The organism is Collinsella sp. AF14-35, from assembly GCF_003464565.1.
GTDB lineage: Bacteria > Actinomycetota > Coriobacteriia > Coriobacteriales > Coriobacteriaceae > Collinsella.
The window spans coordinates 26,981-53,183 of sequence record NZ_QRZD01000016.1; the positions used below are offsets into that span (position 1 = coordinate 26,981).

A 26,203-nucleotide genomic window follows, 5' to 3' on the forward strand; every position below is an offset into this window, starting at 1 on the left:
GTCATCGGGGACGTTCTTGTTTGACTAGTCATTTAAGAACGTCCCCGATGACTATTCGGATTGCTAATTTGTGCGGGTTGTGGTTTTGTGACCTGCTGAAATTTGAGATACTGTACAACTGTACGTTAACTAATCTTCGTAGTATATTGCTACCCGCAAAACTCAATACCATTGTGCTTCGAGACGCTAAAGCGCCTACGTACAATGGTTTTTGATAGTACGATTTGATTCAACGACAGGATGGATGGTCCAAGCGTGAGTCTCGGCAGCAAACTATCCAACGCAAAGGTCTCCTTTGCGATATTTAAGCGCGACATTAAGCGACTGCTTATGAACCCCGTCGCCCTGGTGGTTACCTTGGGCGTGTGCGTCATTCCCTCGCTGTATGCCTGGTACAACATCGTTGCCAACTGGGATCCGTACGGAAATACCCAGGGCATTAAAATCGCCATCGCCAACAACGATCAGGGCACCCAGAATGACTTGGTGGGCGAGCTCAATGCAGGCGATAAGGTGGTCGACCAGCTCAAGGAAAACGATCAGCTGGGCTGGACCTTCGTCGACTCGGCTGCCGATGCCAAAGAGGGCGTCGAGAGCGGGGAATACTACGCGGCGATCGTAATCCCCAAGAACTTCTCCGACAATCTTGTCTCGATGCTCGATGGCAATTACCATCAGCCGAAGCTCACCTATTACGTCAATGAGAAGAAGAGCGCCATTGCGCCCAAGGTCACCGATACCGGTGCCAACACCATCGAGGAGCAGATCAACTCGGAGTTTGTCTCCACGGTGGGCGAGACCGTCGCGGGCATTGCCAAAGATGCTGGCATCGATCTTAAAGACAAGGCAACCCAGACCCAGGATTCGCTGGCGGGCTCGGTGTCCGAGGCGTCTGATACCCTGGGCGAAGTGCGTGATTCCATCGGCGACATGAACACCGCCATCGACAAGACGAGCAGCTCGATTGCTTCGGCCGATGCTGCGTTGGCGGGCCTGCAGGGACAGGCGCCTTCGCTAACGCAGGCAATCGCTCAGGGTAATGATCTGCTGGGCGAAGCTCGTACCACGGCTGGCAAGTCCATCACCTCGCTCTCCAAGGCGCTCTCGGAAGGCAGCCTTGCGCTAACCAAGACATCGGCCTCCGCGAACGCTGCCATCGGCAAGCTGACGGGCACGGTCACATCTACGACCACCCGCATCGACAACTCGCTCGAGTCTCTCCAGGCAACGATCGATCACAACACCGCAGTTATCGGCCACCTGCAGATTCTTGCCGGCGATACCTCGACGGGATCGGATCGGATCGACGCACTGATCGCCTCGACGATCGATACGCTCAAGAAGCAGAACGACCAGCTGCAGAGTATCAAGAACAGTCTGTCCGCGCAGTCGAGCGCCATGGCAAATGACGCCACGGCCGTCTCGAACGCGAGCAACGCACTCAACGCGGCAATTCAGACCGGTACGGCTAACCTCGGTCAGGCTCAGACCGATCTGGGTCAGAACGCACTTCCGAAGGCTTCGAGCGCGCTTGACTCCTTTGCCGCCGTTTCGGGCGATTTGACCGGCATTGTATCGGGTATGACCCCCACGATAGCGAGCGCGCGCGGCACGCTGGCGCAGCTCGGCGCCACGCTCAAGCAGGCAAAGACCACGCTGTCCCAAACCGACGCCTCCCTTGCCAAGGTCCAGGACAGGCTCGCAACCGCCGCCAACGACATCGCGGCCCTGCAGACTTCCGAGTCCATGGGCGAGCTGGCTGATCTGGTGGGCGTCGACGTCAATGACGTCGCAGATTTCATGGCATCTCCGGTTGAGCTGACGTCCAAGTCGATCTATCCGGTCAAGAGCTTTGGCTCGGGCATCGCGCCCTTCTACACCAATCTGGCGCTGTGGGTAGGCGGCTATGTGCTCATCGCTATCTACAAACTCGAGGTCGACCGCGAGGGCATCGGTAGCTTTACGGCGCGTCAGGGCTACTTTGGCCGCTGGCTGCTACTGGTGATCCTGGGCGCGTTCCAGGCCATCATCGTTACGGTAGGCGACCTAGTCATTGGCGTTCAGTGCGTCAATCCGCTGCTCTTTGTGCTGGGCGGCATCGCTATCTCGTTCACCTACGTCAATATCATCTATGCGCTGTCCACCACCTTTAAGCATATCGGTAAAGCCATTGGCGTCATCCTCGTCATTGTGCAGATCCCCGGCTCGTCGGGCATGTATCCCATCGAGATGATGCCCGGCTTCTTCCAATGGCTGCATCCGCTGCTGCCCTTCACCTATGGCATCAACCTGCTGCGCGAGACCGTCGGTGGCATGTATTCGTTCAACTACCTGTTCAACCTGTGCATCCTGGGCGTGTTCCTTATCATCGCGCTCTTTATCGGTCTGCAGCTGCGCCCGTTGCTGCTCAACCTCAATCTGCTCTTTGATAAGCAGCTTTCCACGACGGGCCTCATGATCTGCGAGTCCAACGACCTGCCGCGCCAACGTTATTCGCTGCGTACGGCCATGCGCGTCATGCTCGATTCCGATTCGTACCGTCGCGAACTGCTCGATCATGCGGTCGCCTTTGAGCATCGCTACCCGTACTACATCAAGGGCGGTTTTGCCGCCGTGGTAGGCGTGCAGGTTCTGCTCTTTGTGCTTTCGACGGTGCTCGATATCGACAATAACGGCAAGATCATCCTGCTCGTTATCTGGATTATCTCGGTCATTGCCATCTGCGGCTGGCTCATCAACATCGAGTACATCCGTGCAAGCCTCAACACCCAGATGCGCATCTCGGCGCTTTCGGACGAGGACTTGCGCCGCGAGATGCGCGAGCACACGGCTGCCATCCCTGCCGCCCGTCGCATGTTTGGTCTCAACGCCAGCGAGCGGGGCACCAAGGACAGCGAACAGCCCACGAGCCGTCTGCCGCATATTGGTGCGCATCGTAAATCTCAGGGCAGCGACAGCACAGCTACAAATGATGGAGATACCACCCTGCTTGGCAAGCACTCTAAAGGAGGTGAGGCATAAATGAAGAACATCCTGCACCTGTTTAAGCGTGATGTCCAAAACGTGTCTCGCTCCGTGATCGGCATGGTCGTCGTGATGGGCCTCATTATCGTGCCGTGCCTGTACGCGTGGTTTAACATCGCCGGCAGCTGGGATCCGTACGGCAATACCGGCAACCTTAAGATTGCAGTGGTCAACACCGATGAGGGCTACGAGAGCGACCTGATTCCCGTCGAGATCAACGTGGGCGAAAACGTGACGGCGACCCTGCGCGGTAACGAGAACTTTGACTGGGTTGTCCTCAACGACCGCGATAAGGCGATTGAGGGCGTTAAGTCGGGCACATACTATGCCGCCGTCGTTATCCCCAAGACGTTTAGCGCCGACATGATGACGCTTTTCTCGACCAACGTGAAGCACGCCGACATCGAGTTCTACGAAAACCAGAAGGCTAACGCCATCGCCCAGATCGTGACCGAAAAGGGTTCGAGCGCCGTCCAGAGCCAGGTGAATGAGACCTTTACCAAGACCATCACGACCATCGGCCTTAAGACCGTGTCCAGCCTGCTCGATTACATGAGCACCGATCAGGTCAGCAGCTTTATCGCCAACCTGTCCTCGACACTGGGCGATTCGGTCGAGGACCTGCAGGACGTTCAAGCCAACGCGACTTCGCTGGCGGGCATTTTGAGCTCGACCTCCGATTCGTTGACGTCGGCGAGCGGTATGCTCCAGCAGACGGGTAAGGTCGATGAATCTACCAAGCAGTTGATGGAGCACGCCGAGAGCGGCATTAGTGATTCCAAGGAAGCACTCAAGGCCGCCAACGACGCCATCAACGCCGCGATTGACGGAAGTGCGGGCTCGTTTGACAACGTGTCCGCCGAGCTCGCGAAGGCTTTCGACGCCGCAAACCAGCATGTCAACGTTACGGTGACCCAGCTCAACGAAGCCGCGTCGGAACTCGAATCGCGCGCCAAGGAAATCGACGACACGGCCGACCAGCTCCGCAGCTTTGCCGATCAGGTGAGTGACGAAAAGCTCCAGGACAGCCTCAAGTCTGTGGCTACATCGCTGGGCAGGATCGCGACGGAGTATCGTAACAATGCCAACGACCTGAGGGCAACCGCAAAGTCCCTTTCCGACAGCATGGCAGAGGTCAACAGCACGCGTGCCGAGGTCGACCAGGCCATCGCCGATGCCAAGGCGGGCATCTCGGGCGCTAAGTCCGACTACGACTCCACGTTCTCGGTCAAGGCAAAGGAGCTCAAGAAGACCATCTCGGGCGTTTTGGATTCGCTGAACGATATTTCGAGCAATCTGGATAGTGCCGTGAGCGGCCTCACCGATGCATCCGGCTCGTTGGCTAAGGGCCTCTCCAAGGCCGCCAAGCTGGTCAACAAGGCTTCCGATCAGCTAGGTGAAGCGTCCGATAAGATCAGCGCCTTTAAGGACGAGCTCGATGGCGCCCTGATGTCGGACGACCTTGCCACGATCAAGACGATGATTGGCAACGACCCTGAGGGCCTCGCCGTGTCGCTTTCCGGCCCCGTCGCGCTCGACCGCAAGCCGGTCTATCCGATCCGCAACTACGGTTCGGCCATGGCACCGTTCTACACGATTCTGTCGCTGTGGGTGGGCTCGATTGTACTGGCGGCCATGATGAAGGTCTCGGTTGACGATGAGCTCATCAACGAGCTGATCCCCGTGCGCCTGCACGAGATCTACCTGGGCCGCTACCTGTTCTTTGGAGGTCTGGCCCTGCTGCAGGCGACACTCGTGTGCGCGGGTGACATCCTGTTCTTTGGCATCCAATGCGACAACCCGCTGCAGTTTGTACTTGCCGGCTGGGTCGCGAGTCTCGTGTTCTCCAATATCGTCTACACGCTCACCGTGTCGTTTGGTGATATCGGTAAGGCGCTCGCCGTTGTGCTGTTGGTTATGCAGGTCGGCGGTTCGGGCGGTACGTTCCCCATCGAGATGACCGGCCCTGTGTTCCAGGCGATCTATCCGTTCCTGCCGTTCACTCACGGCATCAACGCCATGCATGCCGCCATGGCTGGCGCCTACCATATGGAGTACTGGGTTGAACTTGGCATTCTGGCGAGCTATCTGATTCCGTCGCTGGCACTGGGCGTCGTCTTCCGCCGCCCGGTCATCAAAGCCAACGACTGGATTATCGAAAAGCTGGAGTCAACAAAGCTTATTTAGTTACGCGGTTTTACCAAACCGCGTAACGGCTCGACGCTGCAAACGTCCCTAAGCGGCAATCTGACGTTCAATTTCAAGGGCGCGACCAGAAGGTCAGCGCCCTTCCATTTCACGTCACCTTGCTCGCTTAGGGGCGTTTTCGCTGACGTTGCCGGAACATCGAGGTTTTCTGTACCGACGCTTTAGCGTAGTGAATTGCGTGGGTTACTTGGTTGTTGCTACAGTAGCGGGGCGTACCGGGGGTCCGGTGCGCCCCGTTTTTATTTGACCATGAGGCGGCATGCGGTCACGCGCGTGCGGACACCACGCCCAGATTGAGCGCGAGGATGTTCCATGGCCCAATACGCTGCCAACGAAATCGAAAACATGCCCGATAGCCCTGTAGCCCGTGAGGATTTGGGCGCGGGTGGTATTCCCCGGGGTGCCGGCGCACGCTCGCCGTTGTTCTGGAAAGTTCTACTGCTTTCGGTGGCGATTATCTGGGGCTACTCCTTTACCACTATGAAGGACGCACTCGACACCATTCCGGTGTTCGAGCTGGTCTACGTTCGCTTTCTCCCGGCTTCGCTGGTTATGTTCGCCATCTTCCGCAAACGCATCATCGCACACTTTAATGTTCGCAACCTTATCGTCGGGCTTGGTATGGGCGCACTTATGTGGGGCGCGTACGGTTTGCAGACGATTGGCCTGGCACAGACCACGGCGGGCAAGAGCGCGTTTTTGACGGGTACCTATTGCATCCTCGTGCCGTTTGCGAGCTATGTCCTGAGCGGAGAAAGGCTTACCCGTTACAACTTGGGCGCTGCATTGCTGTGCCTGGCGGGCATTGGCCTGGTGGCACTCGATAGCGTCGAGTTCAATGCTGGAGATGCCATCACGCTGGGCGGCGCGGTCTTCTTTGCTATCCAGATGGCGGTGACCGCCAAGTATGGCCGCAAGATGGATATCAACGTCATCACGTTTTGGATGTTTGTGGGCAATGGCGTTTTGAGCTTAATCACGTCGCTGCTATTCGAGACTCAGGCGCCTCTGTCCGTGTGGACGCCGAGCTTTGTCGGCGTGGCGGCCTTTCTCTCGGTGGGCTGTACGTGCGTGGCACTGCTCGTCCAAAACGTTGGATTGGCGCACGTCCCGGCCTCGACGGGCTCGCTGCTCCTTTCGATGGAGTCCCCCTCGGGTGTGCTGTTCTCGGTGCTGCTGATGGGGGAGGCGCTCACCTCGCGCCTGCTTGCCGGCTTTGCGCTCATCTTTTTGTCGATTATCTTGAGCGAGACGCATTTCGATTTCTTGCGCCGAAAATCTCGCCCGCAATTGTAAACAACTTGTTGCGCCGCCCTCCTGGGGCGGCGTTTTTTATGCCTCGCCTTTAAAGTTGTACCTTGCACTTTACGCTATCAAAGTGCTTACTGCAAAAACGCTACTGGAGGGCATTTATGGCACCAGCTCAGTCCGATCTTCAACCGCAATCAGCGCCCAAGGCCACCGCCGCGGCGCAGACCGCTATCGGTGACGGTCTTGTTGCAGAAGCTCAGGCTTTTGCAGACGAGCTCGCTGCGTGGCGACACGATCTCCACCAGATGCCCGAGCTGGGTAATAGCCTCCCACAGACCTCTGCGTATATCCAAGCGCGCCTGACCGAGATGGACATCCCATTTGCCACGCTCGTTGATGGTTCCTGCGTCGTGGGCCTTGTCGGCGCCGGTGCCGCCGCGGCCCAAGGCAATGGCGTCTGCACGAATGAGCAGGCTGGTACGGTCATCATGCTTCGTGGCGACATGGACGCCCTGCCCGTTGCCGAGGAATCCGGCGAGCCCTTTGCATCCACCAACGGCTGCATGCACGCTTGCGGTCACGATATGCACGCGACGGCGCTGCTTGGCGCGGCTCGTATGCTCAAAGCGCGCGAGACTGAGCTTGTTGATGCCAACGCCACGGTTAAGCTGCTGTTCCAGCCGGGCGAGGAAACCTTTGAGGGTGCCCGCGCCGCCATCGCCGACGGTCTGCTGCAGAACCCGCGCCCTCAGGTCGCCTTTGCCATGCATGTCAATAGCCAGTCGCCGCTTGGCCTGGTGCTTTACGGCAGTCCGGCGCTCTCGGGCGTGTACGGTTTCCGCATCACGCTGCAGGGCAAGGGCGGTCATGGCTCGAGCCCCGAGATCTGCATCGACCCCATTACGGCGGGTGTGCACGTGCATCTGGCACTTCAGGAGCTTATCGCTCGCGAAGTGCCGGCGGCCAAGGAGGTCGCGCTTACCGTTGGCAAGTTCGCCGGCGGTCAGGCCGCAAATGTCATCCCTGATACTTGTGTGCTCGAGGGAACGCTGCGTGGCTTCGATGTCGAGCTCATGGAGCACCTCAAGGCCCGCATCGCGGAGGTCGTCAAAGGCGTTGCCACGACCTATCGTACGCCGGCGACTATTGAGACGCTCTCGGATGTTCCCCCGCTCGTACTCGATGACGATATGACGCAGGCGTCGCTTGGCTACGTGGGCGCGGTGCTGCCCAAGTCCGCCTTCCTGCCGCTGTTCCACGCCATGGCGAGCGAGGACTTCGCGTTGATCTCGAGCGAGATCCCGAGTGCGTACTTTACCGTGGGCGCTGCCGTGACTGATACGGACGAGCATTTTGCTCAGCATCATCCCAAGGCGCGCTTTAACGATGCAGAACTGCCGCTCGGTGCCGCGGCCTATACCGCCGTCGCTTTGGGCTATATCGCCGACCACCGGTAGCACCCAACCTTGCCTTTCAAGCCTGCGGGCATGGCCGTAAGGCCTATGCCCTTGTCTTTCAAGGCAATCTTGGGCACTACCGGCGCCCGGCGCCGGCTATTCGTTTGTTAAATAAGGAGCAGTATGTCCCAGCAGCGTAAGTTCTTCCCCGGCTGGCTCGTGGTGGCCTCTGGCTTCGTGATCATGGCCACGTGCTACACGATTTTCGTCAACTGCATGAGCCTGTTCCAGCCGTTGATCGTCAGCGACTTGGGCATTTCCCTTGCGCAGTACAACATCTCCAATGCCCACGATCGCTGCGTCTAAGCAGTTTGGCATGGCCGACCTGGGTAAGGTCACGGGCACCATTACCTCGCTCGAGATGGTCGGTGGCACCGTGGGCGCTATCGTCTCGGGTGTGCTGTTCGACGCTACGGGCTCCTTTGCGAGCACCTGGATCGTGTGCCTGGTGTGCTCCGTGGTTATGCTCGTGTTCCTGTTGGCGTCCGAACCCATCGCTGCCAAGCTGCGCGTGAGCGTGGCGGGGGAGTAGATAGGCCAAAGCGCATTGCCGCTTGTCCGCTTCGTCCGTGGCTACCGCGGCGGCGTGTCTGGCCGAACGAGTCCCCATACCCTCGTTCGGTCAGACGCGCCGCCGCTGTTTGTGTTTGTGCCGTATAATGTCCACTACCTATGACGCGATACAAAAGAAAGGTGTTTGCCCATGCAGGCACAGAAGGCGGAGGGAACCCGCGACCTTATCGGCGCCGAGATGCGCGCTTGGCAAAAGATGCAGCAGATCGCTGCCGGCGTGTTCGAGCCGTTTGGTTTTAAACCCATCGAGACGCCCGCGATAGAGCAGGTGGACGTCTTTGTCCACGGCATCGGCCAGTCGACCGACGTCGTGCGCAAGGAGATGTTCCGCGTCTTTAGCGGCGCCAACCTGGAGCGCGTCTTTACCGAGGGCACCGACACAAAACTCAAGCCCAAGCAGCGCCTGGCGCTTCGTCCCGAGGGCACGGCCGGTGTGGTGCGCGCAGTCGTGGAGAACAACCTGGTGCCCCAGGGCTCCACGCCGTTTAAGGCTTACTACGCCGAGGCCATGTTCCGCGGCGAGCGTCCCCAGAAGGGCCGCCTGCGTCAGTTCCACCAGGTGGGTATCGAGTGGCTCGGCGCTCCCGATCCGGCGGCAGACGCCGAGTGCATCATCATGCTCATGGAGTTTTACAAGCGCCTGGGCTTCGATCTTTCCAAGCTCCGTCTGCTCATTAACTCGATGGGCGACGCTCAGTGCCGTCCGGCTTACCGCGAGCAGGTCAAGCAGTTTATCCTCGATCACGCTGACGAGATGTGTGACGAGTGCCGCGAGCGCGCCGAGCTCAACCCGCTGCGTGCCTTCGACTGCAAGAACGACCACTGCCGCGAAATCATGGCCGACGCACCGCTGATGGGCGACAACCTGTGCGATGAGTGCCGCGAGCACTACGAGCAGGTCAAGCGCTATTTGGATGCGGCGGGTATCGAGTATGTCGAGGATCCCACCTTGGTGCGTGGCTTGGACTACTACACCCGTACCGTCTTTGAGGTCGAGGCTCCCGGCGCCGGCGTCGGCTCCATCGGTGGCGGCGGTCGCTATGACGGCTTGGTCGAGCTCGAGGGTGGCAAGCCCACGGCGGGCGTCGGCTTCGCTGTCGGTTTTGAGCGCGCCCTGCTGGCCCTGCAGGCCTTTGGTAACGACTTGGGTGCCGAGGAGGCCCCGTGCGTCTACGTCGCCAACGCCGGCAAGGAGCTGCGCCAGAACGTCTTTGCCATTACGCAGCAGCTTCGCGCCGCAGGGATCGTGACCGAGGCCGACTATCAGGGCCGTTCGCTCAAGGCCCAGTTTAAGCAGGCCGATAAGGTGGGCGCTAAGCTCATCCTGGTCCTGGGTGGCGACGAGCTTGCCGTCGGCAAGGTCAAGGTACGCGACATGGAGAGCCATGACGAGGTTCTCATCGATCTGCCCAACGTCGTCGAGGCGGTTCGCGAGCGCCTGTAGCGCATCTTTTTGAGCTGCGGGCCTGCTAACGTGCCCCGCTCATGGAGAGCGATTGTTACGGGGGTGTTTCGCTTTTATGCGGAATGCCCCCGTTTACGTATGCCGCCCACCGAGAAATACGACCATTTAGGGCAAAAACTCTTGCAATGCAGAAAATACTTTTGTGTGGTAAAGCGCAATCAGCGCCGAAAGTTTTTGCCGAGTGCCTATAATGAATACCGCATGTTACGTGCATAGAAGGAGGAATGGGAGGAAACGTGGCTGAGAACCTAAGCAACCAGTCTGTACCCGAAGCCGCGGCGCGCGTCGCTGCCGTGGTCAACCGCCTCGTTAACCGAATCGGCTCGAATGCCGAGTCCAGGGAGCGTCTCGCCGAGATCGAGATCCCCGAGGAGCTGCGCGACAATCTGGCGCTGTTCTTGCGCCTGGAGCGTCGTGTGCTTAGCGAGTATGATCCTGAGATCGCGGACCTGTTCGACAAGATCCTGTCGGCCGAGATTGTGGCCAATGCCGGCAACCCCGGTACCCGCGCTGCCGACGAGGCCGTCGACGAGCAGGGCGTGCCCACCGCCGACGAGCCCACCGCCGTGGCATTCCGTGAGGTCGTCGATCTGATCGACAGTCTGCCGCTCGATAAGCAGCAGGTCATCGTTCGCGCCTTTACGAGCTTCTTCCACCTGGCAAACCTGTCGGAGGAGAACTACCGTGTGGCGCAGCTGCGCGAGCGCGAGGCCGGCGCATCGACCGATACCGAGGTCGATCCCGCCAACGAGCTCACCGTCGCCTATCACCAGTTGGTAAACGAGATGGGTGTCGAGGGCGCCAACGAGCTGCTCGGCAAGCTCGAGTTCCACCCTGTCTTTACCGCGCATCCCACCGAGGCCCGTCGCAAGGCCGTCGAGGGCAAGATTCGCCGTATCTCCAATCTGCTGGAGGAGCGTCCGCGTCTGGGCGGCTCCGACCTGGTGGAGAACGAGCGCCATATGCTGCAGGAGATCGACGCCCTGGTGCGTACGAGCCCCATCGCGCTCAAGAAGCCCACGCCGGTCGAGGAAGCCGATACCATCATCGACATCTTCGATAACACGCTGTTCGACGTCATCCCCGTCATCTATCGTCGCTTTGACGACTGGGTACTGGGCGACAAGGCCGGTACCGTGCCGCCGCTGTGCCCGGCGTTCTTCCATCCCGGCAGCTGGATCGGTTCCGACCGCGACGGTAACCCCAACGTCACCGCCAAGGTGAGCCGTGAGGTCGCCGCCAAGTACTTCACCCATATGGTGCTCAAGCTCGAGGACAAGTGCCGCCGCATCGGCCGGAACCTCACGCTCGAGGCCACCTACAGCAAGCCTTCTGCTGAACTCATCAACCTGTGGAACCATCAGGTCGAGATGAGCCCTCGGTACACGGCCCGCGCCGAGCTGATCTCCGAGCACGAGCCGCATCGCGCCGTCATGCTCGTCATGGCAGACCGACTCAACGCCACCGTGCGCCGTATCACCGACACCATGTATCACAGCGCCGATGAGTTCCTGGATGACCTGCGCGTCGTCCAGCGCTCGCTGGCTGCCTGCGGTGCCGTCCGTGCCGCCTACGGCCCGGTCCAGACCATCATCTGGCAGGTCGAGTCCTTCGGCTTCCATATGGTCGAGATGGAGTTCCGTCAGCACTCCGTGGTGCATGCCCGCGCCCTCAAGGATATCCACGAGAACGGTATCCATGGCGACCTGCAGCCCATGACGCGCGAGGTCATCGACACCTTCCGCGCTATCGGCTCCATCCAAAAGCGTTACGGCAAGAAGATGGCGCACCGCTACATCATTTCGTTCACCAAGAGTGCCCAGCATGTGGCCGACGTCTTTGAGCTGGCCCACCTGTCCTTTGCACACGAAGAGGATGTCCCCGAGCTCGACGTGATCCCGCTGTTCGAGCAGCTCGAGGACCTCGAGGGCTGCGTCGACGTGCTCGACCAGATGCTTACGCTGCCCGTGGTGCAAAAGCGCCTTGCCCAGACCAACCGCCGCATGGAGGTCATGCTGGGCTATTCCGACTCCTCCAAGGACGCCGGTCCTACCACGGCCATGCTCGCGCTGCACTCCGCGCAGGAGCGCATCGCCAAGTGGGCCGAGAAGAACGATATCGACCTGGTGCTCATGCACGGTCGCGGCGGTGCCGTGGGCCGTGGCGGCGGCCCGGCCAACAAGGCCGTGCTGGCGCAGCCCAAGGGCTCGGTCAACTGTTTCTTTAAGCTCACCGAGCAGGGCGAGGTCATCTTTGCCCGTTACGGCAACCGCACGCTGGCACAGCGCCATGTTGAGTCCGTTGCCGCCGCAACGCTTTTGCAGTCGGCCCCGAGTGTCGAGAAGACCAACACCGAGACCACGCAGAAGTTCTGGGATATGGCGGAGAAGCTCAACGCAGTAAGCCATGAGCGCTATCTGGACCTGCTGAACACCGAGGACTTTACACCGTGGTTCTCGACCGTGACGCCGCTGACCGAGGTCGGTCTGCTGCCGATCGGCTCGCGTCCCGCCAAGCGCGGCCTGGGCGCCAAGTCGCTCGACGACCTGCGTACCATTCCGTGGATCTTCAGCTGGAGCCAGGCGCGCATCAATCTGGCCGCTTGGTACGGCCTGGGTACTGCCTGCGAGCAGCTTGGCGACCTTGATCAGCTCAAGGCTGCCTACCAGGAGTGGCCGTTCTTCCGCACCTTTATCGACAACATCGAGATGTCGATCGCTAAGACCGACCAGCGCATCGCCAAGATGTATCTGCACCTGGGCGATCGCCAGGATCTGTCCGAGAAGGTCTTCACCGAGATGCAGCTCACCCGTAAGTGGGTCCTTGCCATCGTCGGTGACGAGTGGCCGCTACAGCGCCGCCGCGTGCTTGGCTGCGCTGTCCGCGTGCGCAACCCCTACGTCGACGCCCTGTCCATCGCCCAGGTCCGCGCCCTTCGCGAGGTGCGTATGAACCAGGACGAGATGGCCGAGGAGAAGAAGGCCGAGTACATGAGCCTGATTCTTTCGACTGTGACCGGCGTCTCGGCAGGATTGCAGAACACGGGGTAATCGATAGCCCTGTAGTCGTCCGGGCCCGCCATCAGCTTACTTTTAGGCACGTCCTCGGACATGCAAGAAGCCCTCGCTGCGCACTTTGTGCGGCGAGGGCTTCTTGCGTCCTGCGGAGTGTGCCTAAAAGTAAACTAATGGCGGGCCCTACGATGTCCGGTCTTCGGCGGATTACTGCTGGGGAAAGATAGCGCGCTTCGCGCACTTTGATGGGGCTTCGTGCTGCGGAATGCATTCAGAGGGAAACCCATCGGGTCCCTTCGTCCTCGGTCTTCGGCGGATTACGGGCTGAAGGGAAGAAAGGCGCGCTTCTCGATTTACGACTGTAGCGGCCGCGGTCCTGTTTGGGATCGCGGCCGTTTTGTTGTGGGTCAAATATGAACGTTGTGTTAATGAGTCGGTGGACGGTGGTGTTTTTCGGTGAGCGGCGTATCCTTCCAACGGTTTGACTAGTGTGTCAGTTGAAAGGAAGAGGGCGCTCGTCAATGTTTGAATGTGAACTACCGTTTGACCACAAGACGTTACATCTGGAGCTCGAGGACAAGAACTTCGCGGGTGTGATGGAAGGTCATCAAAACGAGTTTAAGACTACGAAATCGCAGGAAGAGCTGGTAGAGGAGTCGCTTGCCAACCCTTATGGCTCACCTTCGCTCGAGGAGCTTTGTGCTGGCAAAAAGGATATCGTCATTATTAGCTCCGATCATACGCGCCCCGTTCCCTCGCGTGTGACGATGCCTATTCTGCTGCATCACATTCATGCCGCTGCGCCCGAGGCTCGTGTGCGTATTCTGGTTGCTACGGGTATGCACCGTCCGTCGACGCACGAGGAGCTCGTCAACAAGTATGGCGAGGACATCGTCGCCAAAGAGGAAATCGTTATGCATGTCGCGACTGACGACAGCATGATGAAAAAGATCGGCACCCTGCCTTCTGGTGGCGAGTGCATCATCAACAAGATCGCTGCCGATTGCGATCTGCTGCTTGCCGAGGGCTTTATTGAGCCGCACTTCTTTGCCGGTTTCTCTGGTAGCCGCAAGTCCGTCCTGCCTGGCATCGCCAGCTACAAGACCATCATGTACAACCACAACGGTCAGTTTGTGAACGATTCCCACTCGCGTGCCGGCAACCTGTGCCACAACCACGTGAGCGAGGACATGTTTGCCGCCGCCGAGATGGCTCACCTTGCCTTTGTGCTCAACGTGGTGCTCAACGGCAAGCACGAGGTCATTGGCTCCTTTGCCGGCGACATCCACAAGGCGCACGAGGCTGGCTGCGAGTTCGTGAAGAGCCTTGCCGGCGTTGAGCCCGTCGAGTGCGAGATCGCCATTACCACTAACGGCGGCTACCCCCTCGATCAGAACATCTATCAGGCTGTGAAGGGCATGTGCGCTGCCGAGGCCACGCTTCCCGAGGGCGGCGTGATCATCGATGTCGCCGGTTGTGCCGACGGTCACGGTGGCGAGGGCTTCTATCACAACATCGCCGACAACGATCCGGCGGAGTTTGAGCGCGCCTGCATCGACCGTCCTAAGGACGAGACCCTGCCTGACCAGTGGACGAGCCAGATTTTCGCCCGTATCCTGGCGCATCACCCTGTGATCATGGTCACCGACCTGTGCGATCACCAGATGCTCAAGGATATGCACATGACGCCGGTCAACACCCTCGAGGAGGCGCTCAAGCTCGCCTTTGAGATGAAGGGTGTCGATGCCAAGGTGGCCGTCATTCCCGATGGCCTGGGCGTTGTCGTCGCGCAGCACTAGTGTGCGGCTTAAACGAATCGTTTATAACCGACAAGAAAGATAAGGTTTTATGCTTACCAAACTCCTCTGCGAATTCGGCGCGACGGCCCTCATGATCGTCTTTGGCGTGGGCGTTCACTGCGATACCGTGCTCAAAGGCACCAAGTATCAGGGCTCTGGCCATATGTTTGCCATCACCACCTGGTCTTTTGGCATCTCGGTCTGCCTGTTTGTCTTTGGCGGCGCCGTGTGCATGAACCCCGCTATGGTGCTTGCCCAGTGCATCGTCGGTCTGGTGCCGTGGGGCAACTGCATCCCCTTCATGATTGCCGATATGCTCGGCGGCTTTGTGGGTGCCGTGATCGCTTGGTTTATGTATGCCGATGAGTTCAAGGCTTCCGAGGGCGTCGTCGACCCCATTGCCCAGCGCAACATCTTCTCGACCAACCCCACCACCGAGGGCACGAACTATGCTCGTAACTTCTTCTGCGAGGCTATCTGCACCTTTGTGTTCATCAGCGCCATCCTTGCTGCCGCTAGCCGCGCCGGCGAGAACGTTTTGATGCTCGCAATCTGCGTCGGCCTGATCGTTTGGGCTGTTGGCATGGGCATGGGCGGCATCACTGGCTTCGCCATGAACCAGGCTCGTGACCTTGGTCCTCGCATGGCTTATCAGGTGCTGCCGATTAAGAACAAGGCTGACAACAACTGGAAGTACGGCCTGCTCGTTCCTGGCATCGCTCCGTTTGTCGGTGCTATTGTGGCCGCGCTGTTTGTGCATGGCTTCTTGGGCATGTTCTAGTCGAAGGCTACATAGTTGTCCGCTGGCCGCATGGGGTAACTTCCCAGCGCGTCCTCGGACATGCAAAAAGGCTCGCTGTGCACTTCGTGCGGCGAGCCTTTTTGCGTCCTGCGGAATGCGCTGGGAAGTTACCCCATGCGGCCAGCTGCGGGATCTTTGCTGCGCTCGAGCAAGCAACCCAACATATATCTGTATTTGGATGGGAGGGGCTTGTTGCTGATAGGGGCGTTGAGCTGTTGTTGACACTTTGGGATGCGTGGCGCCCTGGGTTGGGGCGATGCTTTGGGATGAGCTTCTTATTTAGTTGAAGAGGGGCTTAATGGCTGATAGGTAGTCTTTGGCTACGTCCTCTTTTGGGGCTTGGAAGTTGTGCCAGGCCCACCATTGGACCATTCCTACGAAGCTTGAGGCTATGTGGTGTAGTAGGAAGCTTCGGTCCATGGTGGCGGCGGGGCCGTTTGGGTCGGTAGGGACGGTTTCGGCTGCCCGTGACATGATGGTCTTGCGTAAGCAGTCGGCGAAGACGCGTGAGCCGGCGCCGGCTACGAGGGCTCGGACGCCCTGGCGGCGCTCCCAGAGGTTGTTGAGGATATGCTCGACCTGCACGAGTGGGTCGTCGAGCGGTGTGCCATCGTCGTCGAGGGCGTGGGTGCAGATGTCGCTCACGAGTTCGGACAGTAGGTCATCCTTGCTCTTGAAGAGACCGTAGAACGTGGCTCGACCCACATGGGCGTGAGCGATGATGTCGCCGACGGTGATCTTGCCGTAGTCCTCTTCGCGCAGCAGTTCGGAGAACGCCGCGACGATGGCGGCGCGGCTTTTTGCCTTGCGGGCATCCATGGCTATGCGTCCGCGTGAACGAGCAGACAGCGGAGCGTGCCGGAGCAGCCCTCGTAGGGGCGCTTACCGGCGCCGTAGCCGACGGCCTCGATGCGGTAGCGGGCCGGCAGGTGCTCGGACGTGCGCAGTGCGGCGACGATGGCGGCGCCCGTGGGCGTCACAAGCTCGCCGGCGACTGGTGCGGGCGTGAGGACGATATTGCCCGCCTGGCACAGGTTGACGACAGCGGGGACGGGAATGGGCATGAGACCGTGGGCACAGCGGATGGTACCGTGACCCTCGGAGAGCGACTCGACCACGATGTCCTCAATACCCAGGTCATCGAGGCAGATGGCAACAGAGCAGACGTCGATGATGGAGTCGACGGCGCCCACCTCGTGGAACATGACGGTCTTGGGCGTTTTGCCGTGGGCCTTGGCCTCGGCGGCGGCGAGCGCGGTAAAAATGGCGAGCGCGCGACGCTTGGCGCCATCGCTTAGCTGCGAGCCATCGATGATGGCGGTGACGTCCGCCAAAGAACGGTGGTGATGGTGGTGGGCGTGATGGTGGCCCTCGTGGTCGTGGTCGTGGCCGTGGTCGTGGTCATGCTCGTGGTCGTGGTCATGCTCGTGGTCGTGGTCATGCTCGTGGCAGTGCTCGTGTTCGTGCTCGCCATGATCATGATGGTGGTGCTCATGCTCGTGCGTGTGCTCGGCAGCTGCTTCGTTGCCGTAGAGCCAGGCCATATCGTGATCGTGGTTCTCGAGCTCCTCTGCAAGCTGGACGTCAAAGTCGCAGGCGTCGATGCCATGCTTGCTTACGCGTGTGACGGCGATCGTAAAGCCGTCGACCGGCAGCGTGGCGAGCTGCAGGCGCAGGTGCTCCTCGCTGGCGCCTAGGTCGAGCAGGGCCGCGACGGTCATATCGCCGCTGATGCCCGAGGTGCCGTCGATGATAAGCGTGTGCTGATGATTGGACATGGAATGCTCCTTAACGGGCGCAGGGCGTGCCGGCGCTCAGATGATTGATAAGACTTGCCTGGTAGGCGGCACCAAAGCCGTTGTCGATATTGACGACCGAAACGCCGCTGGCGCAGGAGTTGAGCATGGCGAGCAGCGCGGCTACGCCACCAAAGCTCGCGCCGTAACCCACGCTGGTGGGAACGGCTATGACCGGACAGCTTACCAGGCCGCCGACAACGCTCGCCAGTGCGCCCTCCATGCCGGCGATGGCGATGACCACCTGCGCCCGAGCAAGCTCCTCGGCATGCGCGAGTAGGCGGTGCAGGCCGGCGACACCTACGTCGTAGAGGCGGTCGACCTCGTTGCCATAGAACTCGGCCGTCAACGCGGCTTCCTCGGCGACGGGCAGGTCGCTCGTGCCGGCGCAGGCGACGACGATGCGTCCGTTGCCGGTAGGGGAGGGCTTGCCGCCCACGAGGGCGAGCTGTGCGTCCGGGACATATCCCAGGTCGATGCCGTTGCCGAGAAGCTCAGCGGTGCGCGCGGCTTTTTCGGCATCCAGGCGCGTGACCAGGATGCGCTCCTGGCCGGCATCGCGCAGTGCTTCGATAATGGCGGCAATCTGATCGGCGATTTTACCGGCCCCGTAGACAACCTCGCCGGCTCCCTGGCGCACCCCGCGCGAAAGATCGAGCTGCGCAAAGCCCAAATCGGCGGTCGGAGCCGTCTGGATGCGCGTGAGGGCGTCGGCAGGGGTGACTGCTCCGCCGGCAACATCGCTCAGCAATTGCTCAAGATCTCGCTTATCCATATATGTTCCCTTCGACGGCGCAAAGTCTAGCACTCAAAGGGTATGTTTCCGAACACTAAGACAAAATTGTTCGGAAACTATAGGACAGACTGATTCAATTGTTAGATGGATTGACTAGTCGCGCAGGATGATGTCCATGGCGAGCATCAGGTTGCGCTCGTCGATGGCAAACGGGGCCGCCTCGCGCGTCTTGGGCTTGGCGCAAAATGCGATGCCCGTGCCTGCGGCCTGGATCATGGGGATGTCATTTGCCCCGTCGCCAATAGCGACCGTATGGGCCATGTCGACGCCGCACTCAACTGCCCAGTCCAGCAGCTGGATGAGCTTGGACTCCTTGGTCACGATGTCTGCCGCCAGCTTACCCGTGAGCTTGCCGTCCACGACCTCCAGGCGGTTAGCCAGGCAAAAATCGATGCCCGCGGCGGTCACGATCTTATCGGCGACCTCGTGAAAGCCGCCGCTTACCACGCCGACCTTCCAGCCCTTGCTGTGCGCCGAGCGCACAAGCTCCAGCGCGCCGGGGGTAAACGTCACACGCTCAAAGGTGCGCTCGAACGCGCTCTCGTCCAAGCCGGCAAGCAGCCCCACGCGCTCCTCGAGCGCCTGCTTAAAGTCAAGCTCGCCGCGCATGGCGCGCTCAGTGATCTGTGCCACCTGCTCGCCTACGCCGGCCTCCTCGCCCAACAGGTCGATGACCTCCTGGTTGATGAGCGTGGAGTCGATATCCATAACGATGAGGCGTGCGGTCATGACGGGCCTTTCCGAGTGCAGTTGTATTGGGGCACATTGTCGCACGTGACGAGCGCGGACGGGTGCCGCGGCGCGTCAATTGTTTCGTCTCCGTCAAGTCTTTGGGCAGGAGCTACTTTTCCGCGGCACATCGACACAGGTGCGATAAGATAGAACGCCATGTCTGGCTGCGCGGTTTACGCAGGCCGGGCAAATCTGTACGACGCCGCCCGGAACGACACGGGGCGGCACAGATCCATAAAGGAGGATCACTGGTATGAGCCAGACCCGTCCCATCGACGAGCATTCCATGCACACCCGTACCTGCGGCGAGCTTCGCAGCGAGAACGTGGGCGAAGAGGTCACCCTCACCGGTTGGGTGAGCCGTCGCCGCGACCACGGCGGCCTTATCTTCTGCGACCTTCGCGACCGCGAGGGTATCACGCAGCTCACCTTCGACCCCGAGCACTCCGACGGCGACGCCTTTAAGATCGCCGAGACCATGCGTCCCGAGTGGCCCATCAAGATCCACGGCGTCGTGCGCGCCCGTGGCGAGGAGACCACCAACACCAAGCTCGCGACCGGCGAGATCGAGGTCCTGACCGACCACGCCGAGGTGCTCAACACGTCCATCACCCCGCCGTTCCAAATCGAGGACGGCATCGAGACCAGCGAGGACACCCGTCTGCGCTATCGCTATCTGGACCTCCGTCGTCCCGAGATGATGGCCAACCTCAAGCTGCGCTCCGACTTTACCTTTGCCATTCGCGAGGCGCTGCACAACCGTGAGTTCATGGAGGTCGAGACGCCCTCCCTGTTCAAGTCCACGCCCGAGGGTGCCCGCGACTTCATCGTCCCCAGCCGCATCCAGCCGGGCAACTTCTACGCCCTGCCGCAGTCCCCGCAGCTCCTGAAGCAGCTGCTCATGGTCGGTGGCGTCGAGCGCTACTACCAGGTTGCCAAGTGCTTCCGCGATGAGGACCTGCGTGCCGACCGTCAGCCCGAGTTCACCCAGGTCGATATCGAGATGTCCTTCGTGGACCAGAACGACGTTATGAGCGCGCTCGAAGAGGTCCTGGCCGACGCCTTCGGCCGCATGGGTGTCGAGATGCCCACCCCGCTGCGTCGCATGGACTACTGGGAGGCCATGGACACCTATGGCTCCGACAAGCCCGATACCCGCTATGGCATGCACTTGGTCGACCTGACCGACATCTTCGCCAACTCCAAGTTCAAGGTCTTTGCGACTGCCGCAAACGAGGAGGGCTCCGTCGTCAAGGCCATCAACGCCAAGGGCGCCGGTGCCTGGGCACGTGCCAAGATCGATAAGCTCGCCGGCGTGGCCTCCACGTTTGGCGCCAAGGGCCTGGCATGGATCGCCTTCCGCGAGGACGGCTCCATCAACAGCCCCATCGTCAAGTTCTTCTCGGACGAGGAGATGGCAGCTCTGCGCGAGCGCATGGGCGTCGAGCCCGGCGACCTTGTGATGTTCGCCGCCGGCCCGCGCCTGCTCTCTGACGAGATCCTGGGCGGCATGCGTTCCCACATGGCCAACGCGCTCGAGATCAAGCGCGAGGGCCACGACTTCCTGTGGGTCGTCAACTTCCCGCTGTTCCACTGGGACGAGGACCGCAAGGCCTATGCAGCCGAGCACCAGCCCTTTACCCTGCCGACCGAGACCGACATCGCCAAGATCGAGGCCGACCCGCTGGCAGCCGGTTCCTGCACCTACGACTTTGTCATGGACGGCTTTGAGGCCGGCGGCGGCGGTATGCGTATCCACAACGCCGAGATGCAGATGTCCATGCTCAAGCTCCTGGGCTTTACCGAGGAGCGCGCCGAGTCGCAGTTCGGCTTCCTCATGGAGGCCCTCAAGTTTGGTGCGCCCCCGATGGGCGGTTTCGCTCTGGGTCTGGACCGCGTGTGCATGCTGCTCACCGGTTCCGACTCCATCCGCGACGTCATGGCGTTCCCCAAGACGGCCAGCGGCTCCGACCTCATGTCGGGTGCTCCGAGTGCCGTTTCCGGCGCCCAGCTCAAGGACGTCAGCCTGCGCCTGATGTAGGCGAGCGGCTACATATTGCCCGCAACGAGGGAAGGACGCGCGCCTTCCCTCGTTTTTTGTGGGACGGGGGTGCGCCGGTAACGTACAATAACTACCACGTGGCTGGGTTTGCTGGCCGAATGTGCGATGTCGTGGGAGGGGACATGGTCGAGTTTACAAAGACGATTAAAGATCCGTTGGGACTGCATGCCCGCCCGGTTGCGCTGCTCTACGACATCATTGCCAAGCATCGTAGCAACGTATCGGTCAGCATCGGCGATCGCCATACCGACGGCCGCGATGTGATGGGGCTCATGGCTCTCTACGGCGAATGTGGCGAAGACATCGTGTTCCGCGTTTCGGGCGTGGATGAGGCCTCCTGCGTCACATCGATCAGAAACCTCTCGCTCTAACCTCAACAATGTGACAAGGGGACAGGCCCCTTTGTTGCATCAATTGGTATGACAAGGCACCGCAAAGAGATGGTCTTTGCGGTGCCTCTTTTGTTTCGTATAGGAAACTTTTTCGAAAACTGAATGAGGACCCTTTCCAAAAAGTTAACCACGTGTTAGTTTACTAAAGCGAACATAGACGTGGTTAACTTTTGCAGCGTCGATGTTGAGGACGAACTGACGTTAGGAGCTCACTCATGTCTTGCGGACCGCAGATGCCGGCTATGCCGCTTTCGATGGTAAAGGCGGGCGAAACCGTGCGCGTGTCTCGTGTAAAGGGCAATGAGGACATGAAGCACCACCTCAAGGACCTCGGCTTTGTCGAGGGCAGCGAGATCCACGTGGTGAGCTCGAGTGGCGCCAACATCATCGTCACGGTGCTGGGCGCTCGCTTTGGCATCGATTCCAAGGTTGCCATGCACATCATGACCGTCGGTTAGTCCGCAGCATTCTGTAAAAACTGAAAGGGGGACAAGTAAATGAAGACGTTGGGTGACGTTAAGGTGGGCGAGAGCTCTACCATCGTCAAGCTTCACGGTGAGGGCGCGCTGCGCCGCCACCTCATGGACCTGGGGCTCATCAAGGGCACTTCGTTCAAGGTCGTAAAGGTTGCACCGCTCGGTGATCCGGTCGAGATCAACGTGCGCGGCTACGAGCTTTCCATCCGCAAGGAGGAGGCCGCCGTCGTCGAGGTCCAGTAAGGACTCGCGGCGCATATTTCTGCAGATAAAGTTAGGTTTTTCTAACTTAATGCAGCATCTTTGAAGCACATTATCCAGCCTACGCGGAGAAAGCAGCGCAGGCACATAAGGAAGAAGGATTGAATGGCGGATTCTCAGATCCATGTCGCGCTGGCGGGTAACCCCAACTGCGGCAAGACCACGCTTTTCAACCTGATCACCGGCGCCAACGGCTACGTTGGCAACTGGCCCGGCGTCACGGTTGAGAAAAAGGAAGCCAAGCTCCTGAGCGACAAGAGCGTCACGATTACGGACCTCCCCGGCATCTACTCGCTTTCCCCCTACAGCCCCGAGGAGCAGTGCTCGCGCGATTACCTCATGAGCGGCGAGCCCGATGTCGTCGTCCAGGTGGTCGACGCCACCAACCTCGAGCGCAACCTGTACCTGGCGCTTCAGGTTATCGAGACCGGCCTGCCCGTGGTCGTTGCCCTCAACATGGCCGACCTGGTCGAGAAGAACGGCGACAAGATCGACACGGACAAGCTCTCCAAGAAGCTCGGCTGCCCGGTCATGATGATCTCGGCCCTTAAGAACAAGGGCATCAACGAGCTGTTCGAGCAGGTCAAGAAGTCCGCTGCTTCCAAGGGCCAGGTGCCGGAGCACAAGTTCGATTCCTCCATCGAGGACGTTCTGGACCACATCGAGAACAATCTGCCGGCGAGCGTTCCCGCCAACAAGCGTCGCTACTACGCCGTCAAGCTGTTCGAGCGCGACGCGGACGCCTGCAAGCTCATCAACCTCACCAAGGAGAAGGCCGCTCGCGTGGAGCAGCTGGTCGCTCAGTGCGAGCAGGATTGCGACGACGACGCTGAGTCCATCATCACCGGCGAGCGTTATGGCGTGATCGCCCACATCATCGACGAGTGCCTTACCAAGGCTCCGGCCAAGATGAGCACTTCCGAGAAGATCGACCGCGTGGTTACCAACCGTATCCTGGGCCTGCCGATCTTTGTGGTCATCATGTTCTGTGTGTACTACATTGCCGTCTCTACCTTGGGCGGCACGGTGACTGACTTCACCAACGACCAACTCTTCGGCACCGACGGCTGGTACGTGCTCGGTCAGGGTCGCGACGCCTATGACGCAGCTGTTGAGGCTGCGGGCGACAATGCCGACTCGGTCGACCCGGCACAGTACGGCCCCTATGTCCCGGGTATCACCACCATGGTGCACGACGCCCTTGTGGCGGGCGGCACCGAGGACGGCGGCCTGGTCGATTCGCTGGTCTGTGACGGTATCGTCGGCGGCCTGGGTGCCATCTTCGGCTTCGTCCCGCAGATGTTCCTGCTCTTTGTGATGCTGTCTTTCTTGGAGGACTGCGGCTACATGGCTCGCGTCGCCTTCATCATGGACCGCGTGTTCCGCCGCTTTGGCCTGTCCGGTAAGTCCTTTATCCCCATGCTCGTGTCCTCGGGCTGCGGCGTCCCCGGCGTCATGGCCACCAAGACCATCGAGAACGAGAAGGACCGTCGCATGACGGTCATGACCACCACGTTCATTCCCTGTGGCGCTAAGCTGCCGATCATCGCCCTGCTCATGGGCTCCATCATCGGCGATTCTTCCACCACCGCCGCATGGATCAGCCCGCTGTTCTACTTCTTGGGCGTCTTTGCCGTCATCGCCTCGGGCCTCATGCTCAAGAAGACCAAGCTCTTCGCCGGTCGCCCGACGCCGTTCGTTATGGAGCTTCCCGCCTATCACTTCCCGGCAATCCGCTCTTGGGCGCTGCATGTATGGGAGCGCTGCTGGGCCTTTATCAAGAAGGCCGGCACGGTCATCTTCGCGTCCACCGTCGTGGTTTGGTTCCTCTCCAACTTTGGTAGCTACAACGGTTCCTTTGGCTTCCTGCCTGCGATGGACGGCATCCCCGAGGAGTTTATGGACTACTCCGTGCTCGCCATGCTGGGCAACCTGGTCGCTTGGATCTTCGCCCCGCTCGGCTTTAGCACCTGGCAGGCCACCGCGCTGACTGTCTCTGGCCTTGTCGCCAAGGAAAACGTCGTCGCCACCGCCGGCTCGCTGCTGTCCGTTGCCGACGCCGCCGAGACCGACCCGAGCCTGTGGACCGCGTTCGCCGGCATGTTCCCGACTATGGGCGCTTGCGTTGCCTTTGGCGCCTTCAACCTGCTGTGCGCTCCGTGCTTTGCCGCCATGGGCACCATCCGCAACCAGATGGACTCCGGCAAGTGGACCGCGATTGCCATCGGTTACGAGTGCGCCTTTGCATGGGTCATCGGCCTGTTCATCAACCAGTTCTACAACCTGCTTGTCCTTGGCCAGTTTGGTATTTGGACGGTTGTAGCCATCGTTCTGCTGGTTGCGATGCTCTTCCAGATCTTCCGTCCCATGCCTAAGCACGCCTGGACCGACGAGGACGAGACCAACACCGCTTCCGCTGCAGTTTCCGCTTAAGTCCGAATAAGGATCAGCCCCTTTCCACGAGCCCGGGTGTCCCAGCGACACCCGGGCTTTTTGGTGAGGGAGATGTGGCGTTTCCGCAGATAAAACCAACCAAAATATACCTGTCCCTTTTGGCAGGTGGAGAATGGGGTAAAGTAAGTGGTGGTTAACTAGAGGAGGCTTGCTATGGCACCTATCGATATTGTTGTACTGGCTGTTATCGGCATTGCGTTTGTCGCCGTGTGCGTGCGCATTTATCGCAAGGGCACCTGCGCCGACTGCGCTCAGGGCGGCGTTTGCACGGGACATTGTTCCAACAAAAAAACCTGCGCCGCACTTAAGGGCGTGGACAAAATTGCCGAAGACTTGGGCCGCGGTATCAAGTAAGGTCCGTCATCCAGACGCCCTGCGAGCATCCGTTCGCGGGGCGCTTTGCACATTTGGCGGCGAGCGCGGCGAGTTGAAGAGTGATTTTGGGGTATCGTTACCTGTACTGTTAATTGGCAACTTATCTATAACGGAGTAACCCCATGAGCGCTCGCGTAACCATGAAGGACATAGCCGCCGAGCTTGGCGTTTCCATCAATACCGTGCACAAGGCCCTGACGGGTAAAGCCGGCGTGAGCGAATCCGTGCGCTCCAAGGTGAATGCTAAGGCCGAGGCCATGGGTTACCATCGCAATACGAGTGCCTCGAGCCTGCGCCGCAAGGATATCAACTTGGTGTTTTGCCTGCCCCGCGCATCGCGCGAGGGGGCGTACTTTTTCCGTTACCTTTGGGAAGGCTGCAACCGCTTTGAGCAGGAGGTCATCGATCAGGGCATTACGGTTGAGCGCGTAGAATTTGGCGTGGGCGGCTACGCCGATGCGCTCGAGCAGATTGATGAGCGTCTGCAGGTGGGCGAGAAGATTGACGGCCTGCTTGCCTATGTTCCGGGCGATGACCGCGCGACCGAGCTTTTGAGGCAGATTGCCGAGGCGGGCGTGGCGATTGAGCTCGTCGACGGCGACCGACCGCACCTCGATCGCCTGGGTGCCAGTCTGGCGGACTATTCCGCGGCGGGCAGCCTTATGGCAGAGCAGGCGGCTAACCTGGTCCACGCTTCTGGGGCTGACGCCCGCGTGCTCCTGTTGGCGGGCGACCCCTATACCGATTCACACTACCTGACCGCCCGCGCCTTTCATAATTACCTGCGCGAACACGATATTCCATGGCAGGTTGAGGACCTTGCCGGCGCCCATGCGCAAGTCAAACAGCTCGAGCGCGAGCTTGAGCAGCGCTTGAGTGCGCCGGATGCTCCCGAGCTCATCTGTAGCGTTTTTGCCGTTGGTTCCGAGGTGGTCGCCGACGCGCTTGTTTCAAGCGGCAAGGCCGGCAAGGTCATGGTAATCGGCAACGACCTGTTCCCCGAGAGCGCCTTGGCCTTGCGCCGTGGCATCTTTACCAATATTGTCTATAAGGACCCGGTGAGCCTGGCCTACCGTGGCGCCAAGACCTTGGGCGAGTATCTGCTGTGGGGTAAAACTCCGGCGGAGCCCGTGCAGAAGGGTGCTGTGGAGATGGTGTTTGCCAGCAACGTCGACCGCTACTGCGAGCTTGCGGGAATTTAGCCGTTTAGTCAGGTACCCGGTGGCGCGCGCAGACGTGGTGTAAGAGCGTCCCGAGGTCCGTCGC

The 26,203-nt window shown here is 60.1% G+C and carries 21 protein-coding genes; 17 read left to right on the forward strand and 4 right to left on the reverse strand.

The window, feature by feature from the left end:
- Positions 1–255: 255 nt before the first annotated feature.
- The 10 genes from DWW12_RS06440 (at position 256) to larD (ending at position 15,572) form a co-directional block, all read left to right on the forward strand.
- A complete protein-coding gene (locus tag DWW12_RS06440; RefSeq protein WP_233544249.1) occupies positions 256–3,021 on the forward strand; it encodes a YhgE/Pip domain-containing protein in 2,766 nt (921 codons plus the stop codon).
- Complete coding sequence (locus DWW12_RS06445; protein ID WP_117855504.1) at positions 3,022–5,211, forward strand: YhgE/Pip domain-containing protein; 2,190 nt, start codon at positions 3,022–3,024, stop codon at positions 5,209–5,211.
- A gap of 333 nt (positions 5,212–5,544) precedes the next feature.
- On the forward strand, positions 5,545–6,528 hold the full coding sequence (locus DWW12_RS06450) for a DMT family transporter (RefSeq protein ID WP_117855505.1): 984 nt from the start codon (positions 5,545–5,547) through the stop codon (positions 6,526–6,528).
- Between the two features lie 116 nt (positions 6,529–6,644).
- Positions 6,645–7,940 (forward strand): M20 family metallopeptidase, encoded by a 1,296-nt coding sequence (locus tag DWW12_RS06455; protein WP_117855506.1) that lies wholly within the window; start codon positions 6,645–6,647, stop codon positions 7,938–7,940.
- Between the two features lie 123 nt (positions 7,941–8,063).
- Positions 8,064–8,246, forward strand: a complete 183-nt coding sequence (locus DWW12_RS06460) for a hypothetical protein (RefSeq protein ID WP_089572657.1) — start codon at positions 8,064–8,066, stop codon at positions 8,244–8,246.
- Positions 8,224–8,472: a hypothetical protein gene (locus tag DWW12_RS06465; protein ID WP_199570721.1), complete on the forward strand. Its 249-nt coding sequence runs from the start codon at positions 8,224–8,226 to the stop codon at positions 8,470–8,472. The genes DWW12_RS06460 and DWW12_RS06465 overlap by 23 nt, the downstream gene beginning before the upstream one ends.
- A gap of 171 nt (positions 8,473–8,643) precedes the next feature.
- Positions 8,644–9,957 carry a histidine--tRNA ligase gene (gene hisS, locus DWW12_RS06470; RefSeq protein ID WP_117855508.1) on the forward strand — a complete coding sequence of 438 codons (1,314 nt, stop codon included), beginning with the start codon at positions 8,644–8,646 and terminating at the stop codon, positions 9,955–9,957.
- A gap of 257 nt (positions 9,958–10,214) precedes the next feature.
- Complete coding sequence (locus DWW12_RS06475; RefSeq protein WP_369832426.1) at positions 10,215–13,028, forward strand: phosphoenolpyruvate carboxylase; 2,814 nt, start codon at positions 10,215–10,217, stop codon at positions 13,026–13,028.
- Between the two features lie 485 nt (positions 13,029–13,513).
- Positions 13,514–14,791: a nickel-dependent lactate racemase gene (larA, locus tag DWW12_RS06480; RefSeq protein ID WP_117855509.1), complete on the forward strand. Its 1,278-nt coding sequence runs from the start codon at positions 13,514–13,516 to the stop codon at positions 14,789–14,791.
- Positions 14,792–14,840: 49 nt separating this feature from the next.
- Complete coding sequence (larD, locus tag DWW12_RS06485; protein WP_117855510.1) at positions 14,841–15,572, forward strand: D/L-lactic acid transporter LarD; 732 nt, start codon at positions 14,841–14,843, stop codon at positions 15,570–15,572.
- A 300-nt stretch (positions 15,573–15,872) separates the two neighbouring features.
- Here larD and DWW12_RS06490 read toward each other — a convergent pair whose 3' ends face one another.
- From DWW12_RS06490 to serB, 4 genes are all read right to left on the reverse strand, one after another.
- Positions 15,873–16,412, reverse strand: a complete 540-nt coding sequence (locus DWW12_RS06490) for a TetR/AcrR family transcriptional regulator (protein WP_117855511.1) — start codon at positions 16,410–16,412, stop codon at positions 15,873–15,875.
- A 2-nt stretch (positions 16,413–16,414) separates the two neighbouring features.
- Positions 16,415–17,371, reverse strand: coding sequence for a LarC family nickel insertion protein (locus tag DWW12_RS06495; RefSeq protein ID WP_117855512.1), 957 nt, complete (start codon positions 17,369–17,371; stop codon positions 16,415–16,417).
- A 10-nt stretch (positions 17,372–17,381) separates the two neighbouring features.
- The gene (larB, locus tag DWW12_RS06500; RefSeq protein WP_117855513.1) at positions 17,382–18,164 is read right to left on the reverse strand and encodes a nickel pincer cofactor biosynthesis protein LarB; all 783 of its coding nucleotides are present in this window, start codon (positions 18,162–18,164) and stop codon (positions 17,382–17,384) included.
- Between the two features lie 114 nt (positions 18,165–18,278).
- Positions 18,279–18,914, reverse strand: coding sequence for a phosphoserine phosphatase SerB (gene serB, locus DWW12_RS06505; protein ID WP_117855514.1), 636 nt, complete (start codon positions 18,912–18,914; stop codon positions 18,279–18,281).
- 256 nt (positions 18,915–19,170) lie between these two features.
- Here serB and aspS point away from each other — a divergent pair, with 256 nt between their 5' ends.
- From aspS to DWW12_RS06540, 7 genes are all read left to right on the forward strand, one after another.
- Entirely contained in the window at positions 19,171–20,958 is a 1,788-nt protein-coding gene (gene aspS / locus DWW12_RS06510; protein WP_117855515.1) for an aspartate--tRNA ligase, read from the forward strand.
- A 143-nt stretch (positions 20,959–21,101) separates the two neighbouring features.
- Positions 21,102–21,350 carry an HPr family phosphocarrier protein gene (locus DWW12_RS06515; protein ID WP_158564421.1) on the forward strand — a complete coding sequence of 83 codons (249 nt, stop codon included), beginning with the start codon at positions 21,102–21,104 and terminating at the stop codon, positions 21,348–21,350.
- Between the two features lie 236 nt (positions 21,351–21,586).
- Positions 21,587–21,829 carry a FeoA family protein gene (locus DWW12_RS06520; RefSeq protein WP_040358815.1) on the forward strand — a complete coding sequence of 81 codons (243 nt, stop codon included), beginning with the start codon at positions 21,587–21,589 and terminating at the stop codon, positions 21,827–21,829.
- A 39-nt stretch (positions 21,830–21,868) separates the two neighbouring features.
- The gene (locus DWW12_RS06525; protein WP_006234774.1) at positions 21,869–22,090 is read left to right on the forward strand and encodes a FeoA family protein; all 222 of its coding nucleotides are present in this window, start codon (positions 21,869–21,871) and stop codon (positions 22,088–22,090) included.
- A 123-nt stretch (positions 22,091–22,213) separates the two neighbouring features.
- Positions 22,214–24,541 carry a ferrous iron transporter B gene (locus DWW12_RS06530; RefSeq protein ID WP_117855516.1) on the forward strand — a complete coding sequence of 776 codons (2,328 nt, stop codon included), beginning with the start codon at positions 22,214–22,216 and terminating at the stop codon, positions 24,539–24,541.
- A 174-nt stretch (positions 24,542–24,715) separates the two neighbouring features.
- A complete protein-coding gene (locus tag DWW12_RS06535; protein ID WP_035136858.1) occupies positions 24,716–24,916 on the forward strand; it encodes a hypothetical protein in 201 nt (66 codons plus the stop codon).
- A 143-nt stretch (positions 24,917–25,059) separates the two neighbouring features.
- On the forward strand, positions 25,060–26,139 hold the full coding sequence (locus DWW12_RS06540; RefSeq protein WP_117803646.1) for a substrate-binding domain-containing protein: 1,080 nt from the start codon (positions 25,060–25,062) through the stop codon (positions 26,137–26,139).
- Positions 26,140–26,203 lie beyond the last annotated feature (64 nt).

Coding starts and splice junctions, on each gene's coding strand:
- DWW12_RS06445 (WP_117855504.1), top strand. CDS start 3,022: ATGAAGAACATCCTGCACCTGTTTAAGCGTGATGTCCAAAACGTGTCT.
- DWW12_RS06450 (WP_117855505.1), top strand. CDS start 5,545: ATGGCCCAATACGCTGCCAACGAAATCGAAAACATGCCCGATAGCCCT.
- DWW12_RS06455 (WP_117855506.1), top strand. CDS start 6,645: ATGGCACCAGCTCAGTCCGATCTTCAACCGCAATCAGCGCCCAAGGCC.
- DWW12_RS06460 (WP_089572657.1), top strand. CDS start 8,064: ATGTCCCAGCAGCGTAAGTTCTTCCCCGGCTGGCTCGTGGTGGCCTCT.
- DWW12_RS06465 (WP_199570721.1), top strand. CDS start 8,224: ATGCCCACGATCGCTGCGTCTAAGCAGTTTGGCATGGCCGACCTGGGT.
- hisS (WP_117855508.1), top strand. CDS start 8,644: ATGCAGGCACAGAAGGCGGAGGGAACCCGCGACCTTATCGGCGCCGAG.
- larA (WP_117855509.1), top strand. CDS start 13,514: ATGTTTGAATGTGAACTACCGTTTGACCACAAGACGTTACATCTGGAG.
- larD (WP_117855510.1), top strand. CDS start 14,841: ATGCTTACCAAACTCCTCTGCGAATTCGGCGCGACGGCCCTCATGATC.
- DWW12_RS06490 (WP_117855511.1), bottom strand. CDS start 16,412: ATGGATGCCCGCAAGGCAAAAAGCCGCGCCGCCATCGTCGCGGCGTTC.
- DWW12_RS06495 (WP_117855512.1), bottom strand. CDS start 17,371: ATGTCCAATCATCAGCACACGCTTATCATCGACGGCACCTCGGGCATC.
- larB (WP_117855513.1), bottom strand. CDS start 18,164: ATGGATAAGCGAGATCTTGAGCAATTGCTGAGCGATGTTGCCGGCGGA.
- serB (WP_117855514.1), bottom strand. CDS start 18,914: ATGACCGCACGCCTCATCGTTATGGATATCGACTCCACGCTCATCAAC.
- aspS (WP_117855515.1), top strand. CDS start 19,171: ATGAGCCAGACCCGTCCCATCGACGAGCATTCCATGCACACCCGTACC.
- DWW12_RS06515 (WP_158564421.1), top strand. CDS start 21,102: ATGGTCGAGTTTACAAAGACGATTAAAGATCCGTTGGGACTGCATGCC.
- DWW12_RS06520 (WP_040358815.1), top strand. CDS start 21,587: ATGTCTTGCGGACCGCAGATGCCGGCTATGCCGCTTTCGATGGTAAAG.
- DWW12_RS06525 (WP_006234774.1), top strand. CDS start 21,869: ATGAAGACGTTGGGTGACGTTAAGGTGGGCGAGAGCTCTACCATCGTC.
- DWW12_RS06530 (WP_117855516.1), top strand. CDS start 22,214: ATGGCGGATTCTCAGATCCATGTCGCGCTGGCGGGTAACCCCAACTGC.
- DWW12_RS06535 (WP_035136858.1), top strand. CDS start 24,716: ATGGCACCTATCGATATTGTTGTACTGGCTGTTATCGGCATTGCGTTT.
- DWW12_RS06540 (WP_117803646.1), top strand. CDS start 25,060: ATGAGCGCTCGCGTAACCATGAAGGACATAGCCGCCGAGCTTGGCGTT.